General features: G+C 70.8%; 19 protein-coding genes. 11 read left to right on the top strand and 8 right to left on the bottom strand.

Going from position 1 to position 26,252, the window contains the following annotated elements; genetic code table 11:
* Positions 1–165: 165 nt before the first annotated feature.
* From pdhA (ACFC79_RS06650) to ACFC79_RS06620, 7 genes are all read left to right on the top strand, one after another.
* Positions 166–1,326, top strand: a complete 1,161-nt coding sequence (pdhA, locus tag ACFC79_RS06650) for a pyruvate dehydrogenase (acetyl-transferring) E1 component subunit alpha (RefSeq protein WP_376236094.1) — start codon at positions 166–168, stop codon at positions 1,324–1,326.
* On the top strand, positions 1,323–2,354 hold the full coding sequence (locus ACFC79_RS06645) for an alpha-ketoacid dehydrogenase subunit beta (RefSeq protein ID WP_376236092.1): 1,032 nt from the start codon (positions 1,323–1,325) through the stop codon (positions 2,352–2,354). Before pdhA (ACFC79_RS06650) ends, ACFC79_RS06645 begins: the two co-directional genes overlap by 4 nt.
* Entirely contained in the window at positions 2,354–3,874 is a 1,521-nt protein-coding gene (locus ACFC79_RS06640; RefSeq protein ID WP_376236090.1) for a dihydrolipoamide acetyltransferase family protein, read from the top strand. The genes ACFC79_RS06645 and ACFC79_RS06640 overlap by 1 nt, the downstream gene beginning before the upstream one ends.
* 103 nt (positions 3,875–3,977) lie before the next feature.
* Complete coding sequence (locus ACFC79_RS06635) at positions 3,978–4,826, top strand: NTP transferase domain-containing protein (RefSeq protein WP_376236088.1); 849 nt, start codon at positions 3,978–3,980, stop codon at positions 4,824–4,826.
* A complete protein-coding gene (locus ACFC79_RS06630) occupies positions 4,823–6,736 on the top strand; it encodes a molybdopterin-binding protein (RefSeq protein WP_376236086.1) in 1,914 nt (637 codons plus the stop codon). The genes ACFC79_RS06635 and ACFC79_RS06630 overlap by 4 nt, the downstream gene beginning before the upstream one ends.
* Positions 6,694–7,830 (top strand): potassium channel family protein, encoded by a 1,137-nt coding sequence (locus ACFC79_RS06625; protein WP_376236083.1) that lies wholly within the window; start codon positions 6,694–6,696, stop codon positions 7,828–7,830. Before ACFC79_RS06630 ends, ACFC79_RS06625 begins: the two co-directional genes overlap by 43 nt.
* Positions 7,831–8,069: 239 nt before the next feature.
* Entirely contained in the window at positions 8,070–9,056 is a 987-nt protein-coding gene (locus ACFC79_RS06620) for an NAD(P)H-quinone oxidoreductase (RefSeq protein WP_376236081.1), read from the top strand.
* A 396-nt stretch (positions 9,057–9,452) separates the two neighbouring features.
* Here ACFC79_RS06620 and ACFC79_RS06615 read toward each other — a convergent pair whose 3' ends face one another.
* From ACFC79_RS06615 to ACFC79_RS06595, 5 genes are all read right to left on the bottom strand, one after another.
* Positions 9,453–10,001, bottom strand: a complete 549-nt coding sequence (locus ACFC79_RS06615; protein WP_376236080.1) for a bacterial proteasome activator family protein — start codon at positions 9,999–10,001, stop codon at positions 9,453–9,455.
* Between the two features lie 227 nt (positions 10,002–10,228).
* Positions 10,229–13,075 (bottom strand): FtsX-like permease family protein, encoded by a 2,847-nt coding sequence (locus ACFC79_RS06610; protein WP_376236078.1) that lies wholly within the window; start codon positions 13,073–13,075, stop codon positions 10,229–10,231.
* A complete protein-coding gene (locus tag ACFC79_RS06605; RefSeq protein WP_376236075.1) occupies positions 13,072–13,851 on the bottom strand; it encodes an ABC transporter ATP-binding protein in 780 nt (259 codons plus the stop codon). Before ACFC79_RS06605 ends, ACFC79_RS06610 begins: the two co-directional genes overlap by 4 nt.
* A gap of 265 nt (positions 13,852–14,116) precedes the next feature.
* On the bottom strand, positions 14,117–14,755 hold the full coding sequence (locus tag ACFC79_RS06600) for a PadR family transcriptional regulator (protein WP_376236072.1): 639 nt from the start codon (positions 14,753–14,755) through the stop codon (positions 14,117–14,119).
* Positions 14,756–16,273: 1,518 nt separating this feature from the next.
* Positions 16,274–17,923, bottom strand: coding sequence for a protein kinase (locus ACFC79_RS06595; protein ID WP_376236070.1), 1,650 nt, complete (start codon positions 17,921–17,923; stop codon positions 16,274–16,276).
* A 308-nt stretch (positions 17,924–18,231) separates the two neighbouring features.
* Here ACFC79_RS06595 and ACFC79_RS06590 point away from each other — a divergent pair, with 308 nt between their 5' ends.
* Positions 18,232–19,884 carry a protein kinase gene (locus ACFC79_RS06590; RefSeq protein WP_376236067.1) on the top strand — a complete coding sequence of 551 codons (1,653 nt, stop codon included), beginning with the start codon at positions 18,232–18,234 and terminating at the stop codon, positions 19,882–19,884.
* Between the two features lie 81 nt (positions 19,885–19,965).
* On the opposite strand, the gene ACFC79_RS06585 is transcribed toward ACFC79_RS06590, so the two are convergent.
* The 3 genes from ACFC79_RS06585 to ACFC79_RS06575 form a co-directional block, all read right to left on the bottom strand.
* Positions 19,966–20,958 carry a phosphotransferase gene (locus ACFC79_RS06585; RefSeq protein WP_376236671.1) on the bottom strand — a complete coding sequence of 331 codons (993 nt, stop codon included), beginning with the start codon at positions 20,956–20,958 and terminating at the stop codon, positions 19,966–19,968.
* Positions 20,959–21,025: 67 nt separating this feature from the next.
* Positions 21,026–21,478: a pyridoxamine 5'-phosphate oxidase family protein gene (locus ACFC79_RS06580; protein WP_376236065.1), complete on the bottom strand. Its 453-nt coding sequence runs from the start codon at positions 21,476–21,478 to the stop codon at positions 21,026–21,028.
* A gap of 113 nt (positions 21,479–21,591) precedes the next feature.
* Positions 21,592–22,251, bottom strand: coding sequence for a response regulator (locus ACFC79_RS06575; RefSeq protein WP_376236670.1), 660 nt, complete (start codon positions 22,249–22,251; stop codon positions 21,592–21,594).
* A 341-nt stretch (positions 22,252–22,592) separates the two neighbouring features.
* Between ACFC79_RS06575 and pdhA (ACFC79_RS06570) the strand changes: the two genes are divergently transcribed.
* The 3 genes from pdhA (ACFC79_RS06570) to ACFC79_RS06560 are packed head-to-tail and all read left to right on the top strand — an operon-like array spanning position 22,593 to position 26,225.
* Positions 22,593–23,786 (top strand): pyruvate dehydrogenase (acetyl-transferring) E1 component subunit alpha, encoded by a 1,194-nt coding sequence (gene pdhA / locus ACFC79_RS06570; RefSeq protein WP_376236062.1) that lies wholly within the window; start codon positions 22,593–22,595, stop codon positions 23,784–23,786.
* 2 nt (positions 23,787–23,788) lie between these two features.
* A complete protein-coding gene (locus ACFC79_RS06565) occupies positions 23,789–24,769 on the top strand; it encodes an alpha-ketoacid dehydrogenase subunit beta (protein WP_376236060.1) in 981 nt (326 codons plus the stop codon).
* A 10-nt stretch (positions 24,770–24,779) separates the two neighbouring features.
* Entirely contained in the window at positions 24,780–26,225 is a 1,446-nt protein-coding gene (locus ACFC79_RS06560; protein ID WP_376236057.1) for a dihydrolipoamide acetyltransferase family protein, read from the top strand.
* The last annotated feature ends 27 nt before the right edge of the window (positions 26,226–26,252 follow it).

Here is a 26,252-nt window from a genome sequence, read left to right as displayed (position 1 = left end):
AGCCAAAATGCGCTCACGACCGAACAATCGGTAGGTGAGGCGCGCCACAATCGCGCCCTGAACACCGCTCGACATTTCGATGTATTTCGACACCTGTCGGTAACGGACGATCCTCGATGCCGACAGCCACCGCTCGGAAACCCTCGATGCCAGGAGGTGCTTGTCATGACGGTCCAAGAGCTGCCCGGCGCGGCTGCCTACCGCCCCACGCCGCCCCCGGCCTGGAAGCCGCTCACCGATCCCGCGCCGCTGCTCCCGGACCCCGAGCCGTACCGCGTGCTCGGTACGGATGCCGCGGGCGATGTCGACCCCGAGTTGCTGCTCCGGCTCTACGCGGAGCTGGTCCGCGGCCGGAGGTACAACGCGCAGGCCACCGCACTCACCAAACAGGGACGGCTTGCCGTCTACCCGTCGAGCACCGGGCAGGAGGCCTGCGAGATAGCGGCCGCCCTGGTACTGGAGGACCGGGACTGGCTCTTTCCGAGCTACCGCGACACGCTGGCGGCGGTGGCCCGCGGCCTGGATCCGGTCGAGGCGCTCACGCTGCTGCGCGGCGACCGCCACACCGGATACGACCCGCGCGAGCACCGCATCGCACCTCTGTGCACGCCGCTCGCCACCCAGCTGCCGCATGCCGTGGGCCTGGCACACGCGGCACGCCTCAGCGGTGACGACACCGTGGCGCTGGCCATGGTCGGTGATGGCGGCACCAGCGAGGGAGATTTCCACGAGGCGCTCAATTTCGCCGCTGTGTGGCAGGCCCCGGTCGTCTTTCTCGTGCAGAACAACGGCTTCGCGATCTCGGTGCCGCTGGCGAAGCAGACGGCTGCGCCGTCTTTGGCGCACAAGGCCGTGGGGTACGGGATGCCGGGCCGGCTGGTGGACGGCAACGACGTGGCCGCCGTGCACCAGGTCCTCGGTGAGGCGGTCGTGCGGGCGAGGAACGGCGGTGGTCCGACGCTCGTCGAGGCGGTGACGTACCGCATGGACGCCCATACGAACGCCGACGACGCCACTCGCTATCGCGCCGACAGCGAAGTGGAGGCGTGGCGGGCACACGATCCGATCCAGCTCCTGGAGCGGGAGCTGACCGGGCGGGGGCTGTTGGGCGACGACGGCATGGAGGAGGCACGCGCGGAAGCCGAACGGATGGCCGCGGCGCTGCGCGAGCGGATGAATGCCGACCCGGTGCTGGACCCGATGGACCTGTTCGCCCACGTCTATACGGAACAGACCACACAACTGCGGGAGCAGGCCGCCCGGTTGCGTGCCGAATTGGATGCCGGGCAGGACCAGTACACGGATGAGTCGGAGGAGGGGCGATGACCACCGCAGCGGCGCCGGCCGGGACGCGAACGGCGAAGGCCAAACCGGCCACGATGGCGCAGGCCCTGGGGCGGGCGTTGCGCGATTCGATGGCGGAGGACCCCTCGGTGCACGTCCTCGGCGAGGACGTCGGCACGCTCGGCGGGGTCTTCCGGATCACCGACGGGCTGGCGAAGGAATTCGGCGAGGAACGCTGCACGGACACTCCACTGGCCGAGGCGGGCATACTCGGCACGGCTGTCGGCATGGCGATGTACGGGTTGCGGCCGGTGGTGGAGATGCAGTTCGACGCGTTCGCCTATCCGGCATTCGAGCAGCTCATCAGCCACGTCGCCAAGATGCGGAACCGGACGGGCGGCGCGATGCCGCTGCCGATCACGGTCAGGATGCCTTATGGCGGCGGGATCGGCGGGGTCGAGCACCACAGCGACTCCTCGGAGGCGTACTACATGGCTACGCCCGGCCTGTATGTCGTCACACCCGCCACGGTCGAGGACGCGTACGGGTTGCTGAGGGCCTCCATCGCCTCCGACGATCCGGTGGTCTTCATGGAGCCGAAGCGGCTCTACTGGTCGAAATCCGACTGGTCCCCCGAGGCGCCGGCAGCCGTGGAGCCGATCGGCCGGGCCGTCGTCCGCCGTTCCGGACGCAGCGCGACGCTGATCACCTACGGACCGTCGTTGCCGGTCTGCATGGAGGCGGCGGAAGCGGCTGTCGAGGAAGGCTGGGATCTCGAAGTCGTCGATCTGCGTTCGCTCGTGCCGTTCGACGACGAGACCGTCACGGCTTCCGTGCGACGTACGGGACGTGCGGTCGTCGTCCATGAGTCCTCCGGTTTCGGCGGTCCGGGCGGCGAGATAGCGGCTCGGGTGACCGAGCAGTGCTTCCACCATCTGGAGGCCCCGGTGCTTCGGGTCGCCGGGTTCGACATCCCCTACCCGCCGCCGATGCAGGAACGGCACCATCTGCCGGGTGTGGACCGGGTGCTCGACGCGGTCGCCCGCCTGCAATGGGAGGCGGAGAACTGATGGCCCAGGTACTCGAATTCACGCTGCCGGACCTCGGTGAGGGGCTCACGGAGGCCGAGATCGTGCGCTGGTTGGTGGAGATCGGCGATGTCGTGGCCATCGACCAGCCCGTGGTCGAGGTCGAGACGGCCAAGGCGATGGTGGAGGTTCCATGCCCGTACGGGGGTGTGGTCACCGCGCGGTTCGGCGAGGAGGGGGAAGAGCTTCCGGTCGGCGCACCGCTGTTGACGGTGGCGGTGGGGTCCGCCGGAGACGGGAAGACGTCGGGTGCTGCCGCGGGCACGGGGCTCGGCGCGGGTACGGCGCCTGCCGTGGTGACGGGTTCGGCAGCGGTGACGAGCGAGGGCGCCGCTGCTGGACGGGCGGCCGCCGGGACCGGCGCCGGGGCGGCGGCCGGGGGCGCTGAGGCCGAGTCGTCCGGCAATGTGCTGGTCGGGTACGGGACGGGAGCGCCGACAGCGCGCCGACGCCGAGTCCGTCCCCAGGCATGGGCGGCGCCGGTTGTCGCGCGGGAGAAGGCCGCGTCGGCCGGTGCTGCCCGGGGGACGGCCTCCGTCTCCTCCCCGGACGCGGCACAGGGACCGGTGCCGGTGGTGTCACCGCTGGTGAGGAAGCTGGCACGGCAGCATGGCCTCGATCTGCGCCGGCTGACGGGTTCCGGGCCCGACGGGCTCATCCTGCGGGCCGATGTCGATTCCGCCATCAGCGCGTTGGCCGGGTCCTCGGGAACGCCGATGTCCTCGGCACCGAAACCGGTCGCCGCTGCGTCCGCACCTTCCCCGGTGCGGCAGTCGTCGGCGGGCCGCGACGCGGGGACGGGCGCGGAGCGCATCCCGCTGCGCGGTGTGCGGGGCACGGTCGCCGACAAGTTGGCGCGCAGCCGACGGGAGATCCCCGATGCCACGTGCTGGGTCGATGCCGATGCCACGGAGTTCATGGCGGCCAGAGCGGCGATGAACGGCGCGGACGGGTCGGCAGCCGGACCGAAGGTGTCGGTGCTCGCTCTGCTGGCGCGCATCTGCACGGCGGCTCTGGCCCGATTCCCCGACCTCAACTCCACGGTGGACTCGGAAGCACGGGAAATAGTGCGGTTGCCGGAGGTCCATCTCGGCTTCGCGGCCCAGACCGACCGGGGGTTGGTCGTCCCCGTCGTACGGGATGCGCAGGACCGGAACGCGGAGTCGATCGGGGCCGAGATCGCCCGGCTGACCGAGGCGGCTCGGACAGGGCGGCTCACCCCGGCGGAGCTGACCGGTGGCACGTTCACGCTGAACAACTACGGGGTGTTCGGCGTCGACGGATCGACGCCGATCATCAACCATCCGGAAGCGGCGATGCTCGGTGTCGGCCGGATCGTGCCCAAGCCGTGGGTACACCGGGGCGAGCTCGCGGTGCGCCAGGTCGTGCAGCTCTCGCTCACGTTCGACCACCGGGTCTGCGACGGCGGCACGGCAGGGGGATTCCTGCGCTACGTGGCCGACTGCGTGGAGCAACCGGCGGTTCTGTTGCGCACGTTGTAGCGGGACGACCGAGGCTTCCTTCGTCGCCGTTCGCGGCTCCGCAGAGGGCGCGTGAGGGGGGACGGGGGATACGAGTGAGGCCGCGGCCCGCATACTCGGACGCATGACCGCGTATGACGCCATCGTTCTTGCCGGAGGGGCCGCCAGACGGCTCGGCGGTGCCGACAAACCCGGGATACGGGTCGGCGGCCGGACGCTGCTCGACCGGGTGCTCGTCGCCTGCGCGGGGGCCACGAGCACCGTGGTCGTGGGTGCGCGCAGGCCCACCACGCGCACGGTGACCTGGACGCGTGAGGTACCGCAGGGCGGCGGACCGTTGGCCGCGTTGGACGCCGGGGTCCGTCGTACCGATGCGGAATGGGTTCTGGTGCTTTCCGCGGATCTGCCGTTCCTCGCGGAGAGCACCGTCGCGGTGCTGCTGGACGCTGTCGGCGGCAGCCGACGGGAGGGGGCCCTGTGCACGGATCGGGAGGGTCGCGATCAGCCTCTCGCCGCCGTCTACGGTGCGGAACCGTTGCGCCGTGAGCTCGCCCTGATAGCCACCGAGCACGGTGGTCTGTCCGGGTTGCCGCTGCGGTTGCTGACGGAGGAGCTCGACCTCGTGCGGGTGGCGGCAGATCCCCTCGCTTCCTTCGACTGCGACACCTGGGAGGACATCGCGGCGGCCCGCGCCCGTATCAGAGAACATGGGACCGTGCTGGACGAATGGATCACCTCGGTCAAGAACGAACTGGGCATCGAACTCGACGTCGATACTGACGTCCTGCTCGACCTCGCCCGTGATGCCGCACACGGCGTCGCCCGACCCGCCGCCCCCCTGACGACCTTCCTGGTCGGATACGCGGCTGCGAAGGCGAGCGGTGACGGCAACAGCACGGAAGCGGTGGCCGAGGCCGCCCGCAGGGCTGCGGCGCTGGCCCTGCGGTGGGCGGACGAGAACGAAAGTCGATGACCGTCCCGGAGGGTGGGTTCGCGCCCCTGCCGACCGGTGACGGCATGACGTCGCCGGGGACCGCGACCGCTGCGGGGGAAGGTGTCCCGGGGCGGGACGGCCGGTTGCCGGACGGGAAAACGAGGGAATGCCCGGTGTCGGAGGAGGCGCGTGCCGCCGAGGTGGACCGGGCCCTGGAGCAAGCTCTTGCTCTGGTCCGGAGCCAGTCGCCAGGTGAGCCCCGTTCCACGGACGAGGCTCCTGCCACGGACGGGCCTCGTGCCGCAGACTCACCGGACGAGGCTCCTGCCACGGACGGGCCTCGTCCCGCAGACCCACCTTCCTCCACGGGCCGTTTCCCTTCCGCGGGCTGTTTCCCTTCCGCGGACCAGCCTCTGCCCGCAGATTGGTATGCGTTCGCGGGCCAGGACTCCACGACCGGCCCTAGTTCTTCCGCCGGTGAGGAGGAATCCGCCCGTCAGCCCTCCTCCGGACCGGGAAGCACCACCGCGCAGCCGGACTCCGCAGGGGCGTGCGCACCCGACACACCCTTCTCGTTCTCGAACCGCGGTGCCGACCGCTCCGACGGCCGGGAGCGACATCAGCGGACGGTGTCCTGGCAGGAGGCGCGCGCCGTTGCCGCTCGGGCGGGCCGCGATGTTTCCGGTCGTACTCGACGTCTCCCGCTCGACCAGGCGCTCGGGCACGTTCTGGCCGACCCGCTCGTCGCACTCACTGACCTGCCCCCCTTCGACACCTCTGCCATGGACGGCTGGGTCGTCACCGGGCCGGGGCCGTGGACCATCCGCGAGTTCGCAGAGACCGAGGATGCTCCCCGGGGGAGCGGTGAGGACCGTCGAGAAGACGGCGACGACTCGGCAGCGGACAGAGCAGACGTCGGAGAGGTCGGGGCCCGGGGAATCCTTGCCGGACACCACGTCCCCGTCAGGCTGCCCGACGGGGACGCCGTACGGATCGCCACCGGTGCACGCATCCCGGTCGACGCCAACGCCGTGATCCGCAGTGAACACGCTCACGTCGACGAGGCCCAAGGGCTGCTCCACGCTCGGCACCACGTGTACCCCGGACAGGACATCAGGCCACGGGGCCAGGAGTGCCGCCGCGGGGAGCGACTGCTGTCGGCCGGTGTCGTGGTGACGCCCGCAGTCCTGGGGCTGGCCGCTGCCGCCGGGTACGACGAGCTGGCCACTGTTTCCCGCCCCCGCGTCGATGTCCTCGTCCTCGGTGACGAGCTGCTGACCAGCGGTCTGCCGCACGAGGGGCTGATCCGTGACGCGCTCGGGCCGATGATCGGTCCCTGGCTCAGTGCGCTGGGCGCGTCTGTTTCCGCTCCTCAGCACCTCGGCGACGACGCGAAGGCCCTCCGGCGTGCTCTCGTCGGCTCCACTGCGGATGTGGTCATCACCACAGGTGGGACGGCATCGGGCCCGGTGGACCACGTGCACTCGGTTCTGTCGGTACTCGGGGCCGAATTGTTGGTCGACGGAGTCGCCGTACGCCCCGGCCACCCGATGCTGCTGGCCAGGCTCGGCGCGGAGGAGGCGGGAGGCGGTCGGTACGTCGTCGGGTTGCCCGGCAACCCCCTGGCCGCCGTGTCCGGGCTTTTCACACTCGCCGAGCCGTTGCTCCGCGGCCTGGCCGGTCACGTTCCGGAACAGCCCTGCCGGTCCGTCGTTCGCGACGAGGTGTCGGGGCACCCGCACGACACCCGTCTGATACCTGCGGTCCACGGCACTGGTGAGCACGTCGTACCCCTGCGATACAGCGGTCCGGCGATGCTCCGGGGAATTGCCCTGGCGGACGGACTGGTCGTGGTGCCACCGGGCGGGGTACGGTCCGGCACCGAGGTGCAGATCATAGAACTACCGTGGGCCTCGGCGACGCCGTGGACGGAAGGGTGTTTCACGTGAAACTTCCCGGCCACGATGCGATGGCCAGGCGAGCGGACGAGCACGTCATACCCACACGGGTACAGCTCCCGCGCAGGGTCGTCGACAGGCCGGCGCGGCAGGTCGCCAAGCGGTTGCTGATGGCGCTGCTGGTGCTTGCCATAACCGTGCTGATCGTCTGGATCGATCGCGACGGATACCACGACGCCGCCGATGACACGGTCGATCTGCTGGACTCGGTGTACTACGCGACGGTCACCCTCTCCACGACCGGCTACGGCGACATCACCCCGTACAGCGACAGCGCCCGGCTCAGCAATGTGGTGCTCGTGACACCACTGCGGGTGCTCTTCCTGATCATTCTGGTCGGCACCACTCTTGAGGTCCTCACGGAACGGACTCGGGAGGACTTCCGGCTGAAGCGTTGGAGAACCAACTTGCGTGACCACACCGTTGTCGTCGGTTTCGGTACGAAGGGCCGCTCGGCCATCCAGACTCTGCGTGCCACCGGGCTGAGCAACGAACAGATCGTCGTCGTCGACCCGGCGTCCAAGGTGATCGAGATCGCCAATGCCGAGGGGTACGTGGGCGTGGTCGGTGATGCGACGCGCAGTGACGTTCTGCTGCGGGCCGAGCTTCAGAAGGCACGGCAGGTCATCATCGCCACCCAGCGTGACGACACGGCGGTGCTGGTGGCATTGACGGCACGACAGCTCAACCGAGGCGCGAAGATCGTCGCTGCGGTGCGCGAGGAGGAGAACGCGCCTTTGCTGCGGCAGTCCGGCGCCGATGCCGTGATCACCAGTGCCAGCGCGGCCGGTCGACTGCTCGGACTCTCCGTCCTCAGCCCCAGCGCCGGCACGGTGATGGAGGACCTGATCCAGCAGGGCAGCGGGCTCGATCTCGTCGAACGGCCGGTGATAAAGGCCGAGGTGGGCAAGAGCGTGCGGGAGACCGACGATCTCGTGGTGAGCGTGCTGCGTGGGCATCGGCTGCTGGCCTACGACGACCCGGCGGCCAGTCCCTTGCAGTTGACGGATCGTGTGATCACCATCGTGCGTGCCTCGAAGGAACCGCCGGGGCACCATCCGGCACCGGGCGGCCTTCGTCCGTAGCCGGGACTGCTTCGCGGCGCCCCGTAGCCGGGACTGAGCCCGCGGCGCCCCGTAATCAGGATTGTGCCGCGGCGTCCCGTAACCGGGACCGAGCCGCGGCGTCCTGTCATCAGGACCGTGCCGGGGCGCCCCGAGAACCGGATCGTGCCGCAGGGCGGGGCAGCCGGGCCTGTGCTGCGGCGCCGCCCGGTCCGCGTCACGACATCGCCGGGTGTGTGCCACGGAGTAGCCTCGCCGCCATGTATGCGATCACGATCCCCGAACCCGGTGGCCCCGAGGCGTTGGTGTGGGCCGAGGTGCCCGATCCGGTGGCGGGTGAGGGCGAGGTCCTCGTCGATGTGGTGTCCAGCGCCGTCAATCGTGCCGATGTGCTGCAACGGCAGGGGTTCTACAACCCGCCGCCCGGTGCGTCCCCGTACCCGGGCCTGGAGTGTGCGGGCCGCATCGCGGCCATCGGCCCGGGTGTCAGCGGCTGGTCGGTCGGCGACGAGGTGTGCGCGCTGCTCGCCGGTGGCGGCTACGCGGAGAAGGTCGCCGTGCCTGCGGGACAGGTGCTGCCGGTGCCGGGCGGCGTCGATCTGGTGTCGGCCGCGGCGTTGCCCGAGGTGACGGCCACGGTCTGGTCGAACGTGTTCATGGTGGCCCATCTGCGCCCCGGCGAGACGCTGTTGGTGCATGGCGGATCCAGCGGCATCGGCACGATGGCGATCCAACTGGCCAAGGCCGTGGGGGCACGTGTCGCCGTGACCGCCGGCGGCCCGGAGAAGCTTGCGCGGTGCGCGGAACTCGGGGCCGACATCCTGATCGACTACCGGGAGCAGGACTTCGTCGAGGAGCTGAACAAGGCGACGGGCGGCGCGGGTGCGGACGTCATTCTCGACATCGTCGGGGCGAAGTACCTGGAACGCAACGTCAAGGCGCTCGCCGTCAACGGTCGACTGGCCGTCATCGGCCTTCAGGGCGGCGTCAAGGGAGAATTGAACCTGAGCACCCTGCTGAACAAGCGGGCCGCCGTCACCGCGACTTCGTTGCGGGGACGCCCGCTCGCCGAGAAGGCGGCGATCGTCGCGGCCGTACGCGAGCACGTCTGGCCGTTGATCGCCGACGGTGTCGTGCGCCCCGTCGTGGACCGTTCGCTGCCGATGCCGGACGCGGCCGAGGCCCACCGGGTGCTGGAGTCCAGCGCACACGTCGGAAAGGTACTGCTGCGGGCCCCTGCGGGCTGACCCGCAGCCGGGGACGATATCGGCGGCCGGGGGACAGCCGGACCTCCCCCGGCCGGGGCAACGGCGTTGTCGACGGGGCCACCGGAGCCGGGCTGTATCGAACCGGCCCGCGGCCGGAGCGCCGTACGGTCCACCGTGCCCCCGCGACGGCGCCCGCGCGGCGTGCGGCCTTTACGAGTTCTTCGACTGCAAGTCGCTCGGCTACGGTTCGCTCGGCCACGACTTGCTCGGCTGCGGCTCGCTCGGCCACGAGTCTCTTGGCTACGGGACGACCTCGGCGACGGCCTCGGTGAAGAGGCTCAAGAAGCTCGAATGGACCTCGGGCGACGTCTGCCCCGTCGACGACCGGCGCGCAGGCGCAGATCGTCGACGGGGCAGATGCCGCCCGTTGTGGTGCTAGAGGTACGGACCGGTCCTGATGGCGCCGTGCTGGTCGCCGCCGCCGTCCTCCTCCTCGTGCCCGCTGCCCGACGGCAGAGCGCGACGCATCTGCTCCAGCTGGGCCCGCGCGGCCATCTGCTGGGCGAACAGCGCCGTCTGGATGCCGTGGAACAGGCCCTCCAGCCAGCCCACCAACTGAGCCTGGGCGATCCGGAGTTCCGCCTCGGACGGCACCGAGTCCTCGGTGAACGGGAGGGAGAGCCGCTCCAGCTCCTCCACCAGCTCCGGCGCGAGGCCATCCTCCAGCTCCTTCACGGAGCCTGCGTGGATCTCCTTCAGCCTGACCCGGCTCGCCTCGTCGAGAGGTGCCGCCCGGACCTCCTCCAGGAGTTGCTTGATCATGCTTCCGATGCGCATGACCTTCGCGGGCTGTTCGACCATTTCCGTCACCGGGACCTCACGCGACTCGTCGTCAGTGCCACCGCCGCCGATCGCCATGCCGTCCTGCCCCACCACGAGGACTTGGGGGTGCTCCTGCGACCGTTCATTCCTCGGCATCTCCATGGCGCCATTGTCTCCCACACCTGCCGTACTACACGGTGGTGCCCCCGCAAACGGTTGATCCACCGTTTGCGGGGGCACGGGAGCACCCGGTCGGGCCGACGAACGCACCGCGGTCACAACATCAGAACCGTCCGAACTGTCAGAACCGTCCGAACCGACCGGTCGCGCGCTGCGTCAGCCGCCAGAGGCCAGAGGCCAGAGGCCCGGATCCCGGGGCGGCCGACCCGTCACCCGGCGCGTCGGGCCAGCTTCAGGCGCGACCGGGTGAAGGCCGCGGCGAGCACCCCGGCGACCAGGGGGACGGCGACAACGAGCAGGGCGAGGGTGTCCCAGGGCAGCACGATCGGCGTGTACGCCGACTCCATGGGCTCGTGCCGCATCGTCTCCAACGCGTCGCGCAGGTCGACGAGACGCAGCGCCACTGCGGGCACCAGGCCCGCCAACGAGCCCAGCACCACACCTGTGAGCGCCACCACCACGCACTGGAAACCGGACAGCGAGCGCCGTACCCGTGGCGGTGCGCCGACCGCGCTGAGCGTGTTCAGGTCGGCTTCCGCGTCGGCCTTGGCCAGGCCCGTCGTGATCGCCGCCGCTCCCACGGTCACCATTCCGGCGAACAGCGCAAGGATCAGCATGATGGTGTCCCGAACCTGACTGGGACCGGACTCGGACTGGGCCCAGAGCCCGTCGCCGGACTGCTGGAACGCGGCCGAGACCCGCTGCTCCTCGGCGTCCGTCGGCAGTCGCGAGACGGTGTACACGCTGCCCTGCGGCTCCACATGCAGACCGAGTCGCTTCGCGGTCTTCTCCGGGAGGATCATGCGGATGCCGGGGGTCGCCGCGTACTTCTCGGGGGCCACGTACACCTTCAGGCGGTCCGTGGTGGTCCGGGCCTTGCCCGGGTGCAGCTTCCGGTTCTTCTTGTCCCGGTCGTTGTACGTGTGGACGGCCTTGAGGGTGACCTCGCCGTTCTTCGCGTAGGCGGGGTTCAGCAGCACCGGGGTGCCCGCCGCCAGGGCCTTCGCGGCATCCGGATCGTCGAGCTTCACGTAGGTGCTGAGCATGTCCGCGTCCGCCACGAGGATGTTGTGCTCACTCATGCTGAGCATGCCGAAGGACCTGAACTCGCCCAGGCAGGCGGGCGTGTTCATCAGCTTCTTGTGCTCGTCGCCGGAGAGCCGCGCGGCGAGGTCCTTGGCGCCCTCGCCCTTCAGGGCGCAGTCATGACCCTTGCCGGTGGGCTTGACCAGTTCCAGGGTGCCGCAGCCGTTCTCCTCCTCGTAGTAGACGTTGCAGTCGCTGCCCGCCCAGACCCGCTTGAAGTCGGCGTGCCCGCCGCTGACGGGCATGTTCCGTTCGATGGTGGTGCGGGCGAGCGGGAGCCGATCCACCGCCTTGCCGTCGGAGGCCATGACGGCGACCGTTCCCGGCGTGAGGCTCGGGGTGTAGTCGTAGTTGTTCTCGGCCGTCTGGCTGACCGTGTACGTGGCGATCGCCACCGAACCCGCGACGGCCGCCATCACCGCGGCGACGGCGGGGGCGGTGCGACCGCGGTTGCGGGCCGCGTCGCGCAGCGCCATCCGCGGCGAGAGCGGCAGCCTGCTGCCGAGCCGTCCGAGGAAGCCGACGATCACCGGGATGCAGGCGAGCAACCCCAGTTCGGCGACGATCGAGCCGCCGGCGACCAGCGCGGAGTGCCCGATCGTGCCGCCGTAGACGGCGACGACCGTGCCGAGGGCCAGCACGCAGAGGCCCAGGACGGGCAGCACCCGGGAGGATTGACGGACACCGCGGCGTCCGGTGAGCGACTCCAGGACGGACTGCCGACTCGCCACGATCGCCGGGGCGAACGCCGCCAGGAGGCCCGTGACCAGACCGATCACGGCGATCAGGAGCAGTTCCGTCGGCTTCAGGACGAGGGAGCCGAACCGGTTGCCGGCCCATTCCTCGATCAGGGGTCGGAACAGCACGGTGAGCCCGAGGCCGGACACCACACCGGTCACGGCGCCGACGCCGCCGAGCACGATGCCGCCGCCGAGCACCACGGCGCGGACATGCCGCTGGTCCCCGCCGCAGGTGCCGAGCAGCCCGAGCTGGCGGCGGGAGCGGCGCGCGCCGACCGCGAAGGCCGGTCCGGCGAGCAGCACGATCTCCAGGACCGCCATGGAGACCACGGTGATGAGCGCGGTGCTCATCTCCCCGGAGCCGCCCGCGTACCCGGAACCGTTGTACTTGGCCATCGGGACCTCGGAGTCCGGCGGCGGGTCGAGAACGAGCTGGCGGGACTTGACGAGGACGCCTGACGCGTTGGCCCGCATCACGTCCGGCCAGGTCACCCCCACCCCGTCGGGGCCCTTGACCAGCCACTCCTTGGCACCGACGTTCGGCGGCAGGATCTTCTTGTCGCGGTCGGCCTTGGCCTTCCACGGGGCGATGACCGTGTCCGGGTCGGCGAACAGTGCCTTGGACTGCAGGTCGAGCGGTTGCTCGATCACGCCGGTGATCGTGTACTTCTCACCGGAGTTGCGCACGGTGGTGGTCGAACCGACGTGCAGCCCGGTCGATTCCAGGAACGGCTCGGTGGCGGCCATTTCGCCCGCGCCGTGCGGGTAGGAGCCGCTGATGAGGACGGCCTTGCCACGGGCCAGCTTGTCCGACAACGGGAACTCGTAGATGTCGGTGTCGGCGATGCCGTACTCGGTGGTGACGTTCGCCGGGACGGACTGGATGCTGATCGCCCGCGAGCCCTTGGGGAACGTGGCCGGGATATCGACCGGAGGTGCGGTGCCGTCCATCGGGGAGTCCTGGTCGACCCGCTCGAAGGACTCCGCGTCGGGCATCTGCAACAGCGGGCCCATTCCCTCGTCGCTGAACAGCGCGTCGGCGGAACCCATCTGATCGGTCAGCCGCTCCGCGACGGTCGGCTCCATGCTGCGGTACGTGACGTCGAGGGCCGTGACGCCGAGTACCGGTACGGCGATCATCGCGACCACCAGCGCGCTGCGGCCCTTGGCGCGCATCGCGTCGCGCCTGGCTATGCGGAGGGAGGCGCGCCAGCCCGTGAAGACGTTCACTTGGCGCCCTCGGCGGCCAGCAGCGCGTCGGCGCCGGACGTGAGCGTCTGGTCGACGATCGAACCGTCCCGGAGGAACACGACCCGGTCCGCCCAGGCCGCGTACCGGGGCTCGTGCGTCACCATCACGGCGGCCGCTCCCCGGTCGCAGCGGGTGCGCAGCAGTGCGAGCACGGCCTCGCCGGTCTCGGAGTCGAGTGCCCCGGTCGGTTCGTCGGCGAGCACCAGACGCCGGTCGCCCACCAGGGCGCGGGCGATCGCGACACGCTGCTGCTGGCCGCCGGACATCTCGTCCGGGAACCGGTCGGCGATCTCCAGGAGCTTCATCTCCTCCAGCGCCGCGCGTGCCTCCTTGCGGGCCTTCCGCACGGAGACACCGTCGAGCTCGCGCGGCAGGGCGATGTTCTCGGCGGCGGTGAGGGCGGGGATCAGGTTGTAGTCCTGGAAGACGTAGCCCACGCTGCGGCGGCGCAGGGCGGCGATGCCCTTGCGGCCGAGGCCGGATATCTCCTGCCCCTCGATGATGACCTGGCCGCTGGTCGCGGTGTCGAGCCCGCCGGCGATGGTCAGCAGGGTGGATTTGCCGGAACCGGACGGTCCCATCACCGCGACGAGTTCACCGGCGTGCACGGACAGGTCGATGCCGCGCAGGGCGTGCACCTCGGCGATGCCGCTGCCGTGGGTGCGGGTGAGGGCCCGGAGTTCGAGGACCGGTTCCCCGCTCGTGGACGGCGAACCGGCCGGGGAGGCGGGGCGGGACGGGGCGGGTGAGGACATGACGGGTGGTTCCCCCTAGGAACGTTTCTGTGGGGCGGCGCCGGGCCACCGAAGTGGGCCCGTTGCCGGTGTGCGGCGTGCGAGGCATACGGCACGCGGTCCGCGGCGGAGCCGGGCGCTGTGCGTACGCGCGTGGTCTGCGGTCGTGCGTGGGTGGCGCTGCTCTGTCCCGGGCGGCCCGGCGCGGGGCAGGTGCTGCGCGGGCGGTACGCCCCGAGCGGGCGCCGTGGCCGGTCCGGGACGTGTCCCCGGCCGTGGTGACCGGTCAGCCGCGACCGCGTGGGCGGCCGATACGGGCCGGGGTGCGGGCAGGCGTACGCGCCGGGGCTCGGCCGGCGGTACGCGCCTCGGGCTCCGGTTCCGTGGCGGCGGCCTCGGCGAGGCGGACCAGCCGGGACTCGCAGTGGTCCAGCCAGCGTGCCTCGGCCTCCGCCTGGAAAATGAGCTGTTCGAGCACGAGAAGCCAGGCCACCTCGTCACGGTTGGCCGGGACGTCGACGAGGGCCTGTGCCTTGAGCCGGGTGTAGTCCTGCATCGCCTTCACGGTGTGGTGGCGCTGGGACTGGATGACGGCCCGGACGTCCACCCCCGGCGCGCCAACCGCCATGGCGAGCTTGATGGCCAGTTCGTCGCGGGGCGGACTGGTGCGGTCGACGGGTGTCTCGAACCAGCTCCGCAGCTCGGTCCGACCGGCGTCGGTGATCGCGTACAGGGTGTGTCCCTGGTCGTCCTCGTCGTTCTGGGCGACCAGGCCGTCGCGCTCCAGCCGACTCAATGTCGTGTACACCTGGCCGACGTTGAGCGGCCAGGTGGAGCCGGTGCGCGACTCGAATTCTGTGCGGAGCTGGGAGCCGTATCTGGGGCCCCGTTCCAGCAGGGCCAGCAGCCCGTGGCGGATCGACATACTGGGTATGTATACCGAGTATGTCGATCCGTGCAAGTTCCCGCCCGGAGCGGGAGCGCGAGCGGGAAGGGGGTGGGGTGGAGAAGGTGTGCCGGAATCGTGGGGACGGAGAGGGGGAGGAGGAGGCCGTGCGGCGTCTTCATGCTGCGGTCTGCCGTCTGCGGTCTGCCGTCTGCCGTCTGCCGTCTGCCGTCTGTGGTCTGACGTGCGACGTGCGACATGACGCGTGCCACGGCACGTGCCACGTGCGGTGTGCGGTGTGCGGTGTGAAGACGCTGCGGTGCCTGGGGTGGCCCATGCTCCCCGGGTCGTCAGTCCGCCCGGCGTATGCGGAGGGCCAGGAAGCCCAGCCCCAGTCCTATCAGCGCGACTCCCGCGCCCAGTGAAACCCGCTGGATGTCCTGTACGGCAGGTGTGCCGAGCGCCCGAGACGTGAGTGGACCGCCTGCCGGGGACGTGCTCGGCGTCGGTCTTCCCGCAGGCGCTTCCGGTGCCGGATCGGTTGCCGCGGGGCGGGTGTCCGACTCGTCGAGGGCGTTGTCCATTCGCGTGAGCTCCTGGGGCGAGACCGGTCGGCCGGGTCTCGTCCGGCCTTCCCCGGCCTCGCGTCCGGCGAGCGGGGGCTGCGCCCCGGGGTGGGCCGGTCGTTCGGCTGGGGCGGCTGGGGCGGGTGAGGAAGGCGAGGCGGGCGAGGCGGGCGTCGAGCCCTCCGAGGGCTCCGGGGGCTCCGGGGGCGTCGAGCCCTCCGAGGGCTCCGGGGGCGTCGAGGGCTCCGAGGGCGAATGGGGCGCGGAAGGTGCGGGTGCGGGGGCAGTGGCAGGAGCGGAGGCGGGAGTGGAGAGGGAGGTGAAGGGGGGTGCACTGGAAGGAGGCGCGGGTGCGGGAGCGGAGGACGGGCGGGATGCCGTATGTGCGGGGGCGAGGGTGGCCGAGTCGCCGTCGGGGGGCGCGGCCACCGATATCGCGGACGGGGCGGCCGATTGGGTGAGGGCGGTGCTCGACGGCTCGATGTCGGCGGCGGCGAGCAGGGCGGAGAGGCGGAGGGCGAAGTCGGCGGGTGATGCGGATGCCGTGCTCGTGGGCGTCGCCGCCGGGGCGCCGGCCGCCCCCGGTATCTCGCCGGGCGTGCGTCGCGCGAGGTGCGTCCCACCGGCGGCGGCTCCCAGTGCCGCGCCCGCCGAGAGTATGAGGCAGGCCACACACCTCGTGCATCGTGAAGGCAGAAGTCCCTGAGCCATGTGGTCAGGGTCACATGTGGTGATATGTCCGGCATCTCGGATGAATCGGGCCACGCGAGGAGCAGGCCCGCAGCCCCGCAGCCCCGTCGTGGGCCCCGCCGCAGGAACCCGCCCCGCCGCAGGAACCTGCCCAGGGAACAGGAACCCGCCCAGGGACGGAACCCGCCCAGGGACGGAACCCGCCCAGGCGCAGACACCCCGCGGGGACAGGAACCCCGCCCGGAGACGGACAACGCGCCCAGGGGCACGAACTCCGTCAGCCCCCGGCAGGACGCCCGGCTCAGGCCGGGTCGCCGGTCGCGACGCGCAGCTCGAACTTGGCGCCCACCTTGTCCACGGCGGTCCCGGCGGACGGGAACTGGTCGATGATCTGGTCCTCCGCGTACGTGTTCCCCGGTACCTCGACCCGCTTGACGACCCAGCCTGCCGCGTCCGCGCACGCCTTGGCGGAGAGGTAGTCCTTGTACAGGAACTTCGGCGCGTCGACCTTGTCCGGGTCGTCGCTGCTCTCCAGGGCGTCCGTGCACTTCTCGGTCTTCATCGTGCGGTTCCGCTCCGGCCCCTTGTGCTCGCTCGCGGCAGCGGATTCCTTCGCGGTGGGATCGCCCTTGTCCTTGCCGTTCAGCGAGAGGACCGTGATCAGGCCGCCGATCGCGACCAGCGCGACCACGATCGCGCCGATGATCACCGGCATGTTCCGCTTCGATCCGCCGCCGGAGACAGGCTGGGGCTGCGTCTGGGGCGTGGCCGCGTACGGCGGCGGGGTGTGCTGCTGCATCGGCGGCGCCGGAGCCTGGCCCTGGTACGCGGGCGCCGCCTGCGGGTAGCCGTACGACGGCGCCGGCGTGGGCGCCGGGGTCGCCGGGCCGTAGGGACCTGGGTGGGCGCCGGACTGGTACGGCCCGGGCTGGTACGGGGTCTGGACGCTCTGCGGCGCCTGCGCGGACTGGCCGACCGGCGGGAAGACCGCCGAACCGACGCCCGAGCCGCTGTTCGGCGACGCCCCACCGCCCGCGACGATCACCGGGGCGCCCGTCTGACCGCCCGCGTTCAGCACGCGCGCGATCTCGTCCTGCATCGCCGCGGCGCTCGGGAAGCGTTCGTTGGGATTCTTCTTCAGCGCCCGGGCGACGAGCGCGTCCACCGCGGGCGAGACCGACCGGTTGATGGTGGACGGCGCGACCGGCTCCTCCTGGACGTGCGCGTACGCGATGGCGAGCGGCGAGTCCGCGTCGAACGGCAGGCGTCCGGTCAGCAGCTGGAACAGCATGATGCCGACCGAGTACAGGTCGGAACGCGCGTCCACGCCGCGCCCCAGGGCCTGCTCGGGCGAGAGGTACTGCGGGGTGCCGACGACCATGCCGGTCTGCGTCATCGACGTGACGCCCGACTGCATGGCGCGGGCGATGCCGAAGTCCATGACCTTCACGACACCGCGCTTGGTCACCATGACGTTGCCGGGCTTGATGTCGCGGTGGACCAGCCCCATCTCGTGGCTGGTGTCCAGCGCGGCCAGCACGTCGTTCGTCACCTTGAGCGCCTTGTCGGCGGGCATGGCACCGTAGCTCTGGATGTCCGCCTGGAGCACCGAGCCGAGCGGTTGGCCCTCCACGTACTCCATGACGATGTACGGCATCAGCGCGCCGCCGAGTTCGTCCTCGCCGGTGTCGAAGACCGAGACGATGTTGGTGTGCTGCAGTTTGGCAACAGCCTGCGCCTCGCGGCGGAACCGCTCGCGGAACGACTGCTCGCGTCCCAACTCCGTGTGGAGTGTCTTGATTGCGACCTGGCGGTCCAGCGCGGCGTCGTACGCCAGGTATACGGACGCCATCCCGCCTTCGCCGAGCAGGTCGCGCAGCTGGTACCGGCCGCCGGCGACCGAACCGCCCGCATAGCGCCCCTGAGCGCCGTGTGCGCCGTCCTGGCTCATGACTTGCTTCCCCCTCGGCGTGCGACGCACGCTGATCGCTTATTACACGCCAAGTCTGCCCGAGGGGTACGACACGTCAAGCCGGGTGCCCGTTCCGTGACCCTACGCACAAGAAGAGTCTCGGAAGCGTTACAGGAAATGTGTGGGATGTGCGTGGGCGGTGCGTCCACGGGCTGGACGGCCGGTCCCTCCAGGAATCGGTGTGTCCCGCGGAGGCTGTAGCGTGACGGGGAAATGCAGCCAGACGCAATGCAGCTGGACACCGTGAGAACCCGCGGACGCGCGGACAGATACGACGGCGAGGACTGATGGCACCCGGTTCCGAAGCAAACGGCGGCGGAGTCTCGGATGGCACCGACTCCTGGGGCATCGGCGGCGTCGTCGGTGACGGGCGCTACCGGATGACCCACCGCCTCGGCCGCGGTGGTATGGCGGAGGTCTTCGCGGCCGAGGACGTCAGGCTGGGGCGCACGGTTGCGGTGAAGCTCCTGCGCTCGGATCTCGCCGAGGACCCGGTCTCCAAGGCCCGGTTCACGCGGGAGGCGCAGTCGGTCGCCGGCCTCAACCACCATGCGATCGTCGCCGTGTACGACTCCGGCGAGGACGTCGTGGGCGGTCAGACCGTGCCCTACATCGTGATGGAGCTCGTCGAGGGCCACACCATCCGCGATCTGCTGCTCAGCGCCGAGGCCCCGCCCCCGGAGCAGGCGCTGATCATCGTCTCGGGTGTGCTGGAGGCGCTCGCCTACTCGCACCAGCACGGCATCGTGCACCGGGACATCAAGCCCGCCAACGTGATCATCACGAATTCGGGCGCGGTCAAGGTGATGGACTTCGGCATCGCCCGCGCCCTGCACGGGGCGCAGTCGACGATGACCCAGACCGGCATGGTCATGGGCACGCCGCAGTACCTCTCCCCCGAGCAGGCACTGGGCAAGGCCGTCGACCACCGCTCCGACCTCTACGCGACCGGCTGCCTGCTGTACGAACTCCTCGCGCTGCGGCCGCCGTTCACCGGCGAGACCCCGTTGTCCGTCGTGTACCAGCATGTGCAGGACACCGCGATCCCGCCGTCCGAGGTGCTGGAGGCGGCGCCTCCGGAGCTGGACGGGCTGGTCATGCGCTCACTGGCGAAGGACCCGGACGACCGGTTCCAGAGCGCCGAGGAGATGCGCGGGCTCATCCAGTACAGCCTGCAGATGCTCCAGGCGCAGGGCGGCCACACCGGTACATGGAACACCGGACCGGTCGCGGCGCACGAGGCCGGTCACACCCCGCCCATGGGCCTCACCGGCCGCACGATGGCGATGAACCACCCGCCGCACGGCGACACCTCGCAGGGGCCGATCCTGCCGCCGATGAACCCGGACGACGGGGGCTACGACGGCGGGTACCAGGGTGGCGGCGGGCGCGGCAAGCTGTGGCTGTTCGTCGTGCTCGCCCTGATCGCGATCGGCGCCGGTGTCGCCCTCGCGGTCAACGCCGCGAACGACAACGAGAAGCAGCACGAGAAGAAACCGGCCACGACGTCCGAATCGCCGTCCGCGCCGGAGAGCACGTCCACGCCGAGCGACGAGCAGACCGAGCAGAACCAGCAGCCGGAGAACTCCTCCGGTGACCAGCAGAACACGTCGCCGCGCAACCCCTACACCCCGCCGGTCCGGCCGAGCCAGACGGCCGACGTGCCGTCCAACGAGCCGTCGACGCCGTCCGACGGCAACACCGACTCCGGTACGGGCACGAGCGAGGGCAGCAGCAACGGCACCGGCGAGAGCGGCAGCAGCAACGGCACCGGCGAGACCAACGGCAGCAACGGCACGAGCGAGGGGAGCAGCAACACCGGCGCGAGCGAGGGCAGCAGCACCGGCACGAGCAGCGGGGCCGGCTCCGGGGGCGACTCGACCGGAACCAGCAACGGCGCGGCCGGCAGCACCGGCACCACGGGCGGCAGCAGCACATGACCGGCTCGGTCGCCGCGAGCCGACGAGGCCCGCGGCGACCGGTCGCCGGCGCTCGCCGTGAGTCACCGGCCGCCGCCGGTCTCACCCCGTGAACGCCTCGCACACCGCCTCGTACTCGCGCGTCCACCAGACCGCCAGGGCCGACACCGCAGGAAACTGCGGGTCGGCCCTTCGGTCGTGGAGGCAGTACCGCCAGCGCAGTATCCAGAAGTCGTTGAGCCGCTCCCACCACACCCGGTGCACCGCCGCGGCCAGTTCCGCCGCGCCCGCCCCGGCCGCCCGCCGGTACGCCCCCGCGTACGCCCGGACCTTCGTCAGGTCCAGCTCCCCGTCCGGCCGCACGAAGAAGATCGCCGCCGCCCGCACCGTCTCCTCGGCGCGCGGCTGGACCCCCAACCGGTCCCAGTCGACGATCGCGACCGGTTCGGCGCCCCGGTAGAGCACGTTCAGCGGGTGGAAGTCGCCGTGCACCCAGCCGGTGGCCGGGGTGTCCGGAGTGGGCGGTCTGCGGTCGGCGTGACGTTCCAGCAGGGCGCGCCGTTCCAGCAGCCGGTGCTCGGCGAGTTCGTCGAACGAGTCGCGGGTGCACCGTTCGCGCGTGGCCGCCAGCAGCTCGTCGATCAGCGCGAAGGTGTCGACGGGGTCCGGGCTCAGGTACCCGCCGGGCGGGCCTGCGGGCTCGGTGGCCGCCCCTATGACCCGCTCCAGACCGGTGTGCACGGTTCCGAGCAGTTCGCCCAGCCGCCGGGATTCGGAGGTGGTGAGCTCGGCCCCGGCCCGGTGCAGCCCGTCGACCCAGGGGTGCAGGGCGTAGCACCGGCCCCCGATCTCCGCGACCGTGTCGCCCCCCGCGTCCTCGACGGGCGGGGCGACCGGCACTCCGAGTGACTGGAGCCGTCGGGTGGCCCGGTGCTGGCGGACGATCGTGGCACGGTCGCCGGTGGAGGCGTCGAGGTGGTGCTTGAGGAAGAAGGAGCCGCGCGTGGTGGAGACCCGGTAACCGTTGTTGAGCAGGCCCTGCGTGATGGGTTCGCAGGCGAGCGGCTCACCGGCGTCCGGGTAGCGGCGCAGCACCTCGTCCACCGGCGGGACCGGCGGAGCGGGCGGAATGAGTACAGATGAGCGCGGCACTCGCCAGATGTTAGATCACGCTGCGTTGCGGTTCGACGGACTTGCGTGACGCACCGGAGTGTGCGTGGAAGCCCAGGGTGTGCACGGTGACGAAGCGCGGGGCGACCGCGAGGTAGGCCGGGGCGAAGGGTTCGCCGTTCACCAGGGTGGGAGCGGAGCCGAAGAGCGCTCGCTGCCCGGCGGTGGGGTGCACGATCTCCGCGGGGCCGGTGAACTGGACGGACCACAGCGCGCCGTCGTCCCCCGCGGGCGCGGTGTTGTAGTTGTCCGCCCCGTACGCGACCACCGTGCCGTCGCAGGCGTCGTGGTAGCCGAGCCCCTCGTGCATGCGCAGGACGACGCGGCCGTCGGCCACGATGTGGCGGGCCACCGCGAGTATCGGAAGGGCCCGCATGCTCGTCGCCAGTCGGCCGTATGCGACGCGGCCGAGCAGATCGAGCGCGTGGAGATCCTCTGAGGGCATGCCCACCACTCTCCGCCACCGTCGCGGCGTCAGAAAGAGGCCGCGGCCCCGGGTGGCACGGGACCAAAGTCCCGTGCGCCACCGCGGCCGCCGGGCACGGCGGTCCCGGCGACTCAGCGCTTCTCCGCCTGGAGCCTGGCCACGTACGCGGCGGCCTGCGAGCGCCGCTCCATGCCCAGCTTGGAGAGCAGGCTGGAGACATAGTTCTTGATCGTCTTCTCGGCGAGGTGCAGCCGCTCCCCGATCGCGCGGTTGGTCATCCCCTCGCCGATCAGATCGAGGATCTTGCGCTCCTGCTCGGTGAGACTGGCGAGCCGCTCGTCCCCCCGGCCCTTCTTGCCCTCCCGCAGCCGCTCCAGCACCTGGGCCGTCGCGACCGGGTCCAGCAGCGACTTCCCGGCCGCCACGTCCCGTACCGCGCTCAGCAGTTCGTTGCCGCGGATCGCCTTCAGCACGTACCCCGACGCGCCCGCCATGATCGCGTCGAACAGGGCCTCGTCATCGGCGTACGAGGTCAGCATCAGGCACTTGATGTCGTCGTCCTGGGAACGGATCTCCCGGCACACCTCCACCCCGCTGCCGTCCGGCAGACGCACGTCGAGCACGGCGACGTCCGGCCGGGTCGCCGGAATACGGACCAGGGCGTCCGCCGCCGTGCCGGCCTCGCCGACCACCTCGATGTCGTCCTCGACCGACAGCAATTCATGGACTCCGCGCCGGACCACTTCATGGTCGTCCAGCAGAAAAACAGTGATTTTTCCTTGTTCGCGCACAAAACGCAGTCTCACACACTCGCCTCTTCCCTGCCGCCGAACGGCGGGATAACGTGCGCTTGTTCCGGTAGCCCGCAAGGCTGTTCCCGGCGCCGTGACCAGCGAGAGTTCCCGACTTTTTCGATTTACTTGGAAATCCAAGCAAAATTGCAGGTCAGATGGGGTTTCGCAGTTATGCGGTGCACTGGGTAACGTGCTTTTGACAGGGCGCTCGCCGGGGCACCTGTCACGCCTGTTTTCCGGACCGAGCGGCACCCACCCCGTGCACGGGTACGGACGCAGGCGAGCCGCACTGGCTTCCCGGCAGACCCCGGGGGCCGGACCGACGGAGGAGCACGCACGTGACCGTGGAGAGTACTGCCGCGCGCAAACCGCGACGCAGCAGCAAGCGGACCAGCGCCGTGAAGACGACCGCGAAGAAGCCCGCCCGTACGCCACAGAGTTCCGATCCCGAGCTCGTACAGCTGCTGACGCCCGAGGGCGAGCGCGTGGAGCACCCGGACTACAGCATCGACCTGACCGCCGAGGAACTGCGCGGTCTGTACCGGGACATGGTTCTCACCCGGCGCTTCGACGCCGAGGCGACCGCCCTGCAGCGCCAGGGCGAACTGGGCCTGTGGGCATCGCTGCTCGGCCAGGAGGCCGCCCAGATCGGCTCCGGCCGGGCCCTGCGCGACGACGACTACGTCTTCCCGACCTACCGCGAGCACGGTGTCGCCTGGTGCCGGGGTGTGGACCCGACCAACCTCCTCGGCATGTTCCGCGGCGTGAACCACGGCGGCTGGGACCCCAACAGCAACAACTTCCACCTGTACACGATCGTCATCGGCTCGCAGACCCTGCACGCCACCGGCTACGCCATGGGCGTGGCCAAGGACGGCGCGGACTCGGCCGTGATCGCGTACTTCGGCGACGGCGCCTCCAGCCAGGGGGACGTCGCCGAGTCCTTCACCTTCTCCGCGGTCTACAACGCCCCGGTCGTCTTCTTCTGCCAGAACAACCAGTGGGCGATCTCCGAGCCCACCGAGAAGCAGACCCGCGTCCCGCTCTACCAGCGCGCGCAGGGTTACGGCTTCCCCGGCGTCCGGGTCGACGGCAACGACGTGCTCGCCTGCCTCGCCGTGACCCGGGCGGCGCTGGAGCGCGCCCGCCGGGGCGAGGGCCCCATGCTCGTCGAGGCGTTCACCTACCGCATGGGCGCGCACACCACCTCCGACGACCCGACGAAGTACCGGGCCGACGAGGAGCGCGCCGCATGGGAGGCCAAGGACCCGATCCTGCGGCTGCGCGCCTACCTGGAGAAGGAGGGCGCCGCCGACGAGGCGTTCTTCACCGAGCTGGAGGCCGAGAGCGAGGCCCTCGGCAAGCGGGTGCGCGAGGCCGTGCGCGCGATGCCCGACCCGGACCCGATGGCCATGTTCGACCACGTCTACGCCGACGGGAATCCGCTCGTCGACGAGGAGCGCGCGCAGTTCGCCGCGTACCAGGCATCGTTCGCGGACTCCGCCGAGGGCTCCGTCGAGGAGGGCAAGTAGCCATGGCCATGGAAAAGATGTCCATCGCGAAGGCGCTCAACGAGTCGCTGCGCAAGGCCCTCGACACCGACCCCAAGGTCGTCATCATGGGAGAGGACGTCGGCAAGCTCGGCGGCGTCTTCCGGATCACCGACGGGCTCCAGAAGGACTTCGGCGAGGACCGGGTCATCGACACCCCGCTCGCCGAGTCCGGCATCGTCGGCACCGCGATCGGGCTGGCGCTGCGCGGCTACCGCCCGGTCGTGGAGATCCAGTTCGACGGCTTCGTCTTCCCCGCGTACGACCAGATCGTCACGCAGCTCGCCAAGATGCACGCCCGCGCGCTCGGCAAGATCAAGCTGCCGGTCGTCGTGCGGATTCCGTACGGCGGCGGCATCGGTGCCGTCGAGCACCACAGCGAGTCCCCCGAGGCCCTGTTCGCGCACGTCGCGGGTCTGAAGGTGGTCTCGCCGTCGAACGCGAGCGACGCGTACTGGATGATGCAGCAGGCCGTCCAGAGCGACGACCCGGTGATCTTCTTCGAGCCGAAGCGCCGCTACTGGGACAAGGGCGAGGTGGAGACCGACACCATCCCCGGCCCGTTGCACCGGGCCGCGGTGGCACGTCCCGGCACCGACCTCACGCTCGTCGGCTACGGCCCGATGGTGAAGGTCTGCCTTGCCGCGGCGGACGCCGCCCAGGAGGAGGGCCGGTCGATCGAGGTCCTCGACCTGCGCTCGATGTCCCCGATCGACTTCGACGCCATCCAGAGCTCCGTCGAGAAGACCGGCAGGCTCGTCGTGGTCCACGAGGCACCGGTCTTCTACGGTTCCGGGGCCGAGATCGCCGCTCGCATCACGGAGCGATGCTTCTACCATCTGGAGGCACCCGTGCTGAGGGTCGGCGGCTACCACGCCCCGTACCCGCCGGCGCGACTGGAGGACGAGTACCTGCCGGGTCTCGACCGCGTGCTCGACGCCGTCGACCGCTCGCTGGCGTACTGAGGACTGGGACGTGACAACGATGACCGACACTTCCAACGCGGCCCGCTTCCGCGAGTTCAAGATGCCCGACGTGGGCGAGGGCCTGACCGAGGCCGAGATCCTCAAGTGGTACGTCCAGCCCGGCGACACGGTCACCGACGGCCAGGTCGTGTGCGAGGTCGAGACGGCGAAGGCAGCCGTGGAGCTGCCCATTCCGTTCGACGGCGTGGTGCACGAACTGCGCTACCCCGAGGGCACGACGGTCGATGTCGGCCAGGTGATCATCGCGGTGGACGTGGCCCCGGGCAGCGATGACGCGGCCCCGGCGCCGGTTCCCGCACCGGCCGCCGGGTCGGCGGCCCCGTCCCCGGCCGAACCGGAACCCGAGGCCCCCAAGGGCCGCCAGCCCGTCCTGGTCGGGTACGGCGTCGCCGAGACGTCCACCAAGCGCCGCGCCCGCAAGGGCGACAGCGCCGCCCGGACGGCTGCCGCGGCAGCGGTGCAGGGCGAGCTGAACGGCCACGGCCGCGGCCCCGCCGTCCCGGTCCGGGAGAGCCGGCCGCTGGCCAAGCCGCCGGTGCGCAAGCTGGCCAAGGACCTGGGCATCGACCTGGCGACGGTCGTCCCGACCGGAGAGGGCGGGATCATCACCCGCGCGGACGTCCACGCGGCGGTCACGCCCGTACCGGCCCAGGCGCAGGCTCCGGTGTCCGTCGCCCCCGCCCCGGTGGCGGCCTCACCCGCTGCCGAGGCGCCGACCGAGGTCGTCGCGGGTGCCCGGGAGACCCGGATCCCGATCAAGGGCGTGCGGAAGGCCATCGCCCAGGCGATGGTCGGCAGCGCGTTCACCGCCCCGCACGTCACGGAGTTCGTGACCGTCGACGTGACGCGGACGATGAAGCTGGTGGCCGAGCTCAAGGACGACAAGGACATGGCGGGGGTGCGGGTCAACCCGCTCCTGATCATCGCCAAGGCGCTCCTGGTCGCGATCCGCCGCAACCCGGACATCAACTCCGCCTGGGACGAGGCGAACCAGGAGATCGTGCGCAAGCACTACGTCAACCTGGGCATCGCCGCCGCCACCCCGCGCGGACTGATCGTGCCGAACATCAAGGACGCGCACGACAAGACCCTCCCCGAACTCGCCGCCGCACTGGGTGAGTTGGTGTCCACCGCACGTGAGGGCAAGACGTCCCCCGCCGCCATGGCGGGCGGCACGGTCACGATCACCAACGTCGGCGTCTTCGGCGTCGACACGGGCACGCCGATCCTCAACCCGGGTGAGTCCGCGATCCTCGCGGTCGGCGCGATCAAGCTCCAGCCGTGGGTTCACAAGGGCAAGGTGAAGCCTCGTCAGGTCACCACGCTGGCCCTGTCGTTCGACCACCGTCTCGTCGACGGCGAGCTCGGCTCCAAGGTCCTGGCGGACGTCGCCGCGATCCTGGAACAGCCGAAGCGGCTGATCACCTGGGCCTGACGGCCCCTCGACCACGCCTCACCGACG

The sequence above is a fragment of the Streptomyces sp. NPDC056061 genome, assembly GCF_042266885.1.
Classification (GTDB): domain Bacteria; phylum Actinomycetota; class Actinomycetes; order Streptomycetales; family Streptomycetaceae; genus Streptomyces.
This window is presented reverse-complemented; position numbering and strand designations above follow the sequence as displayed.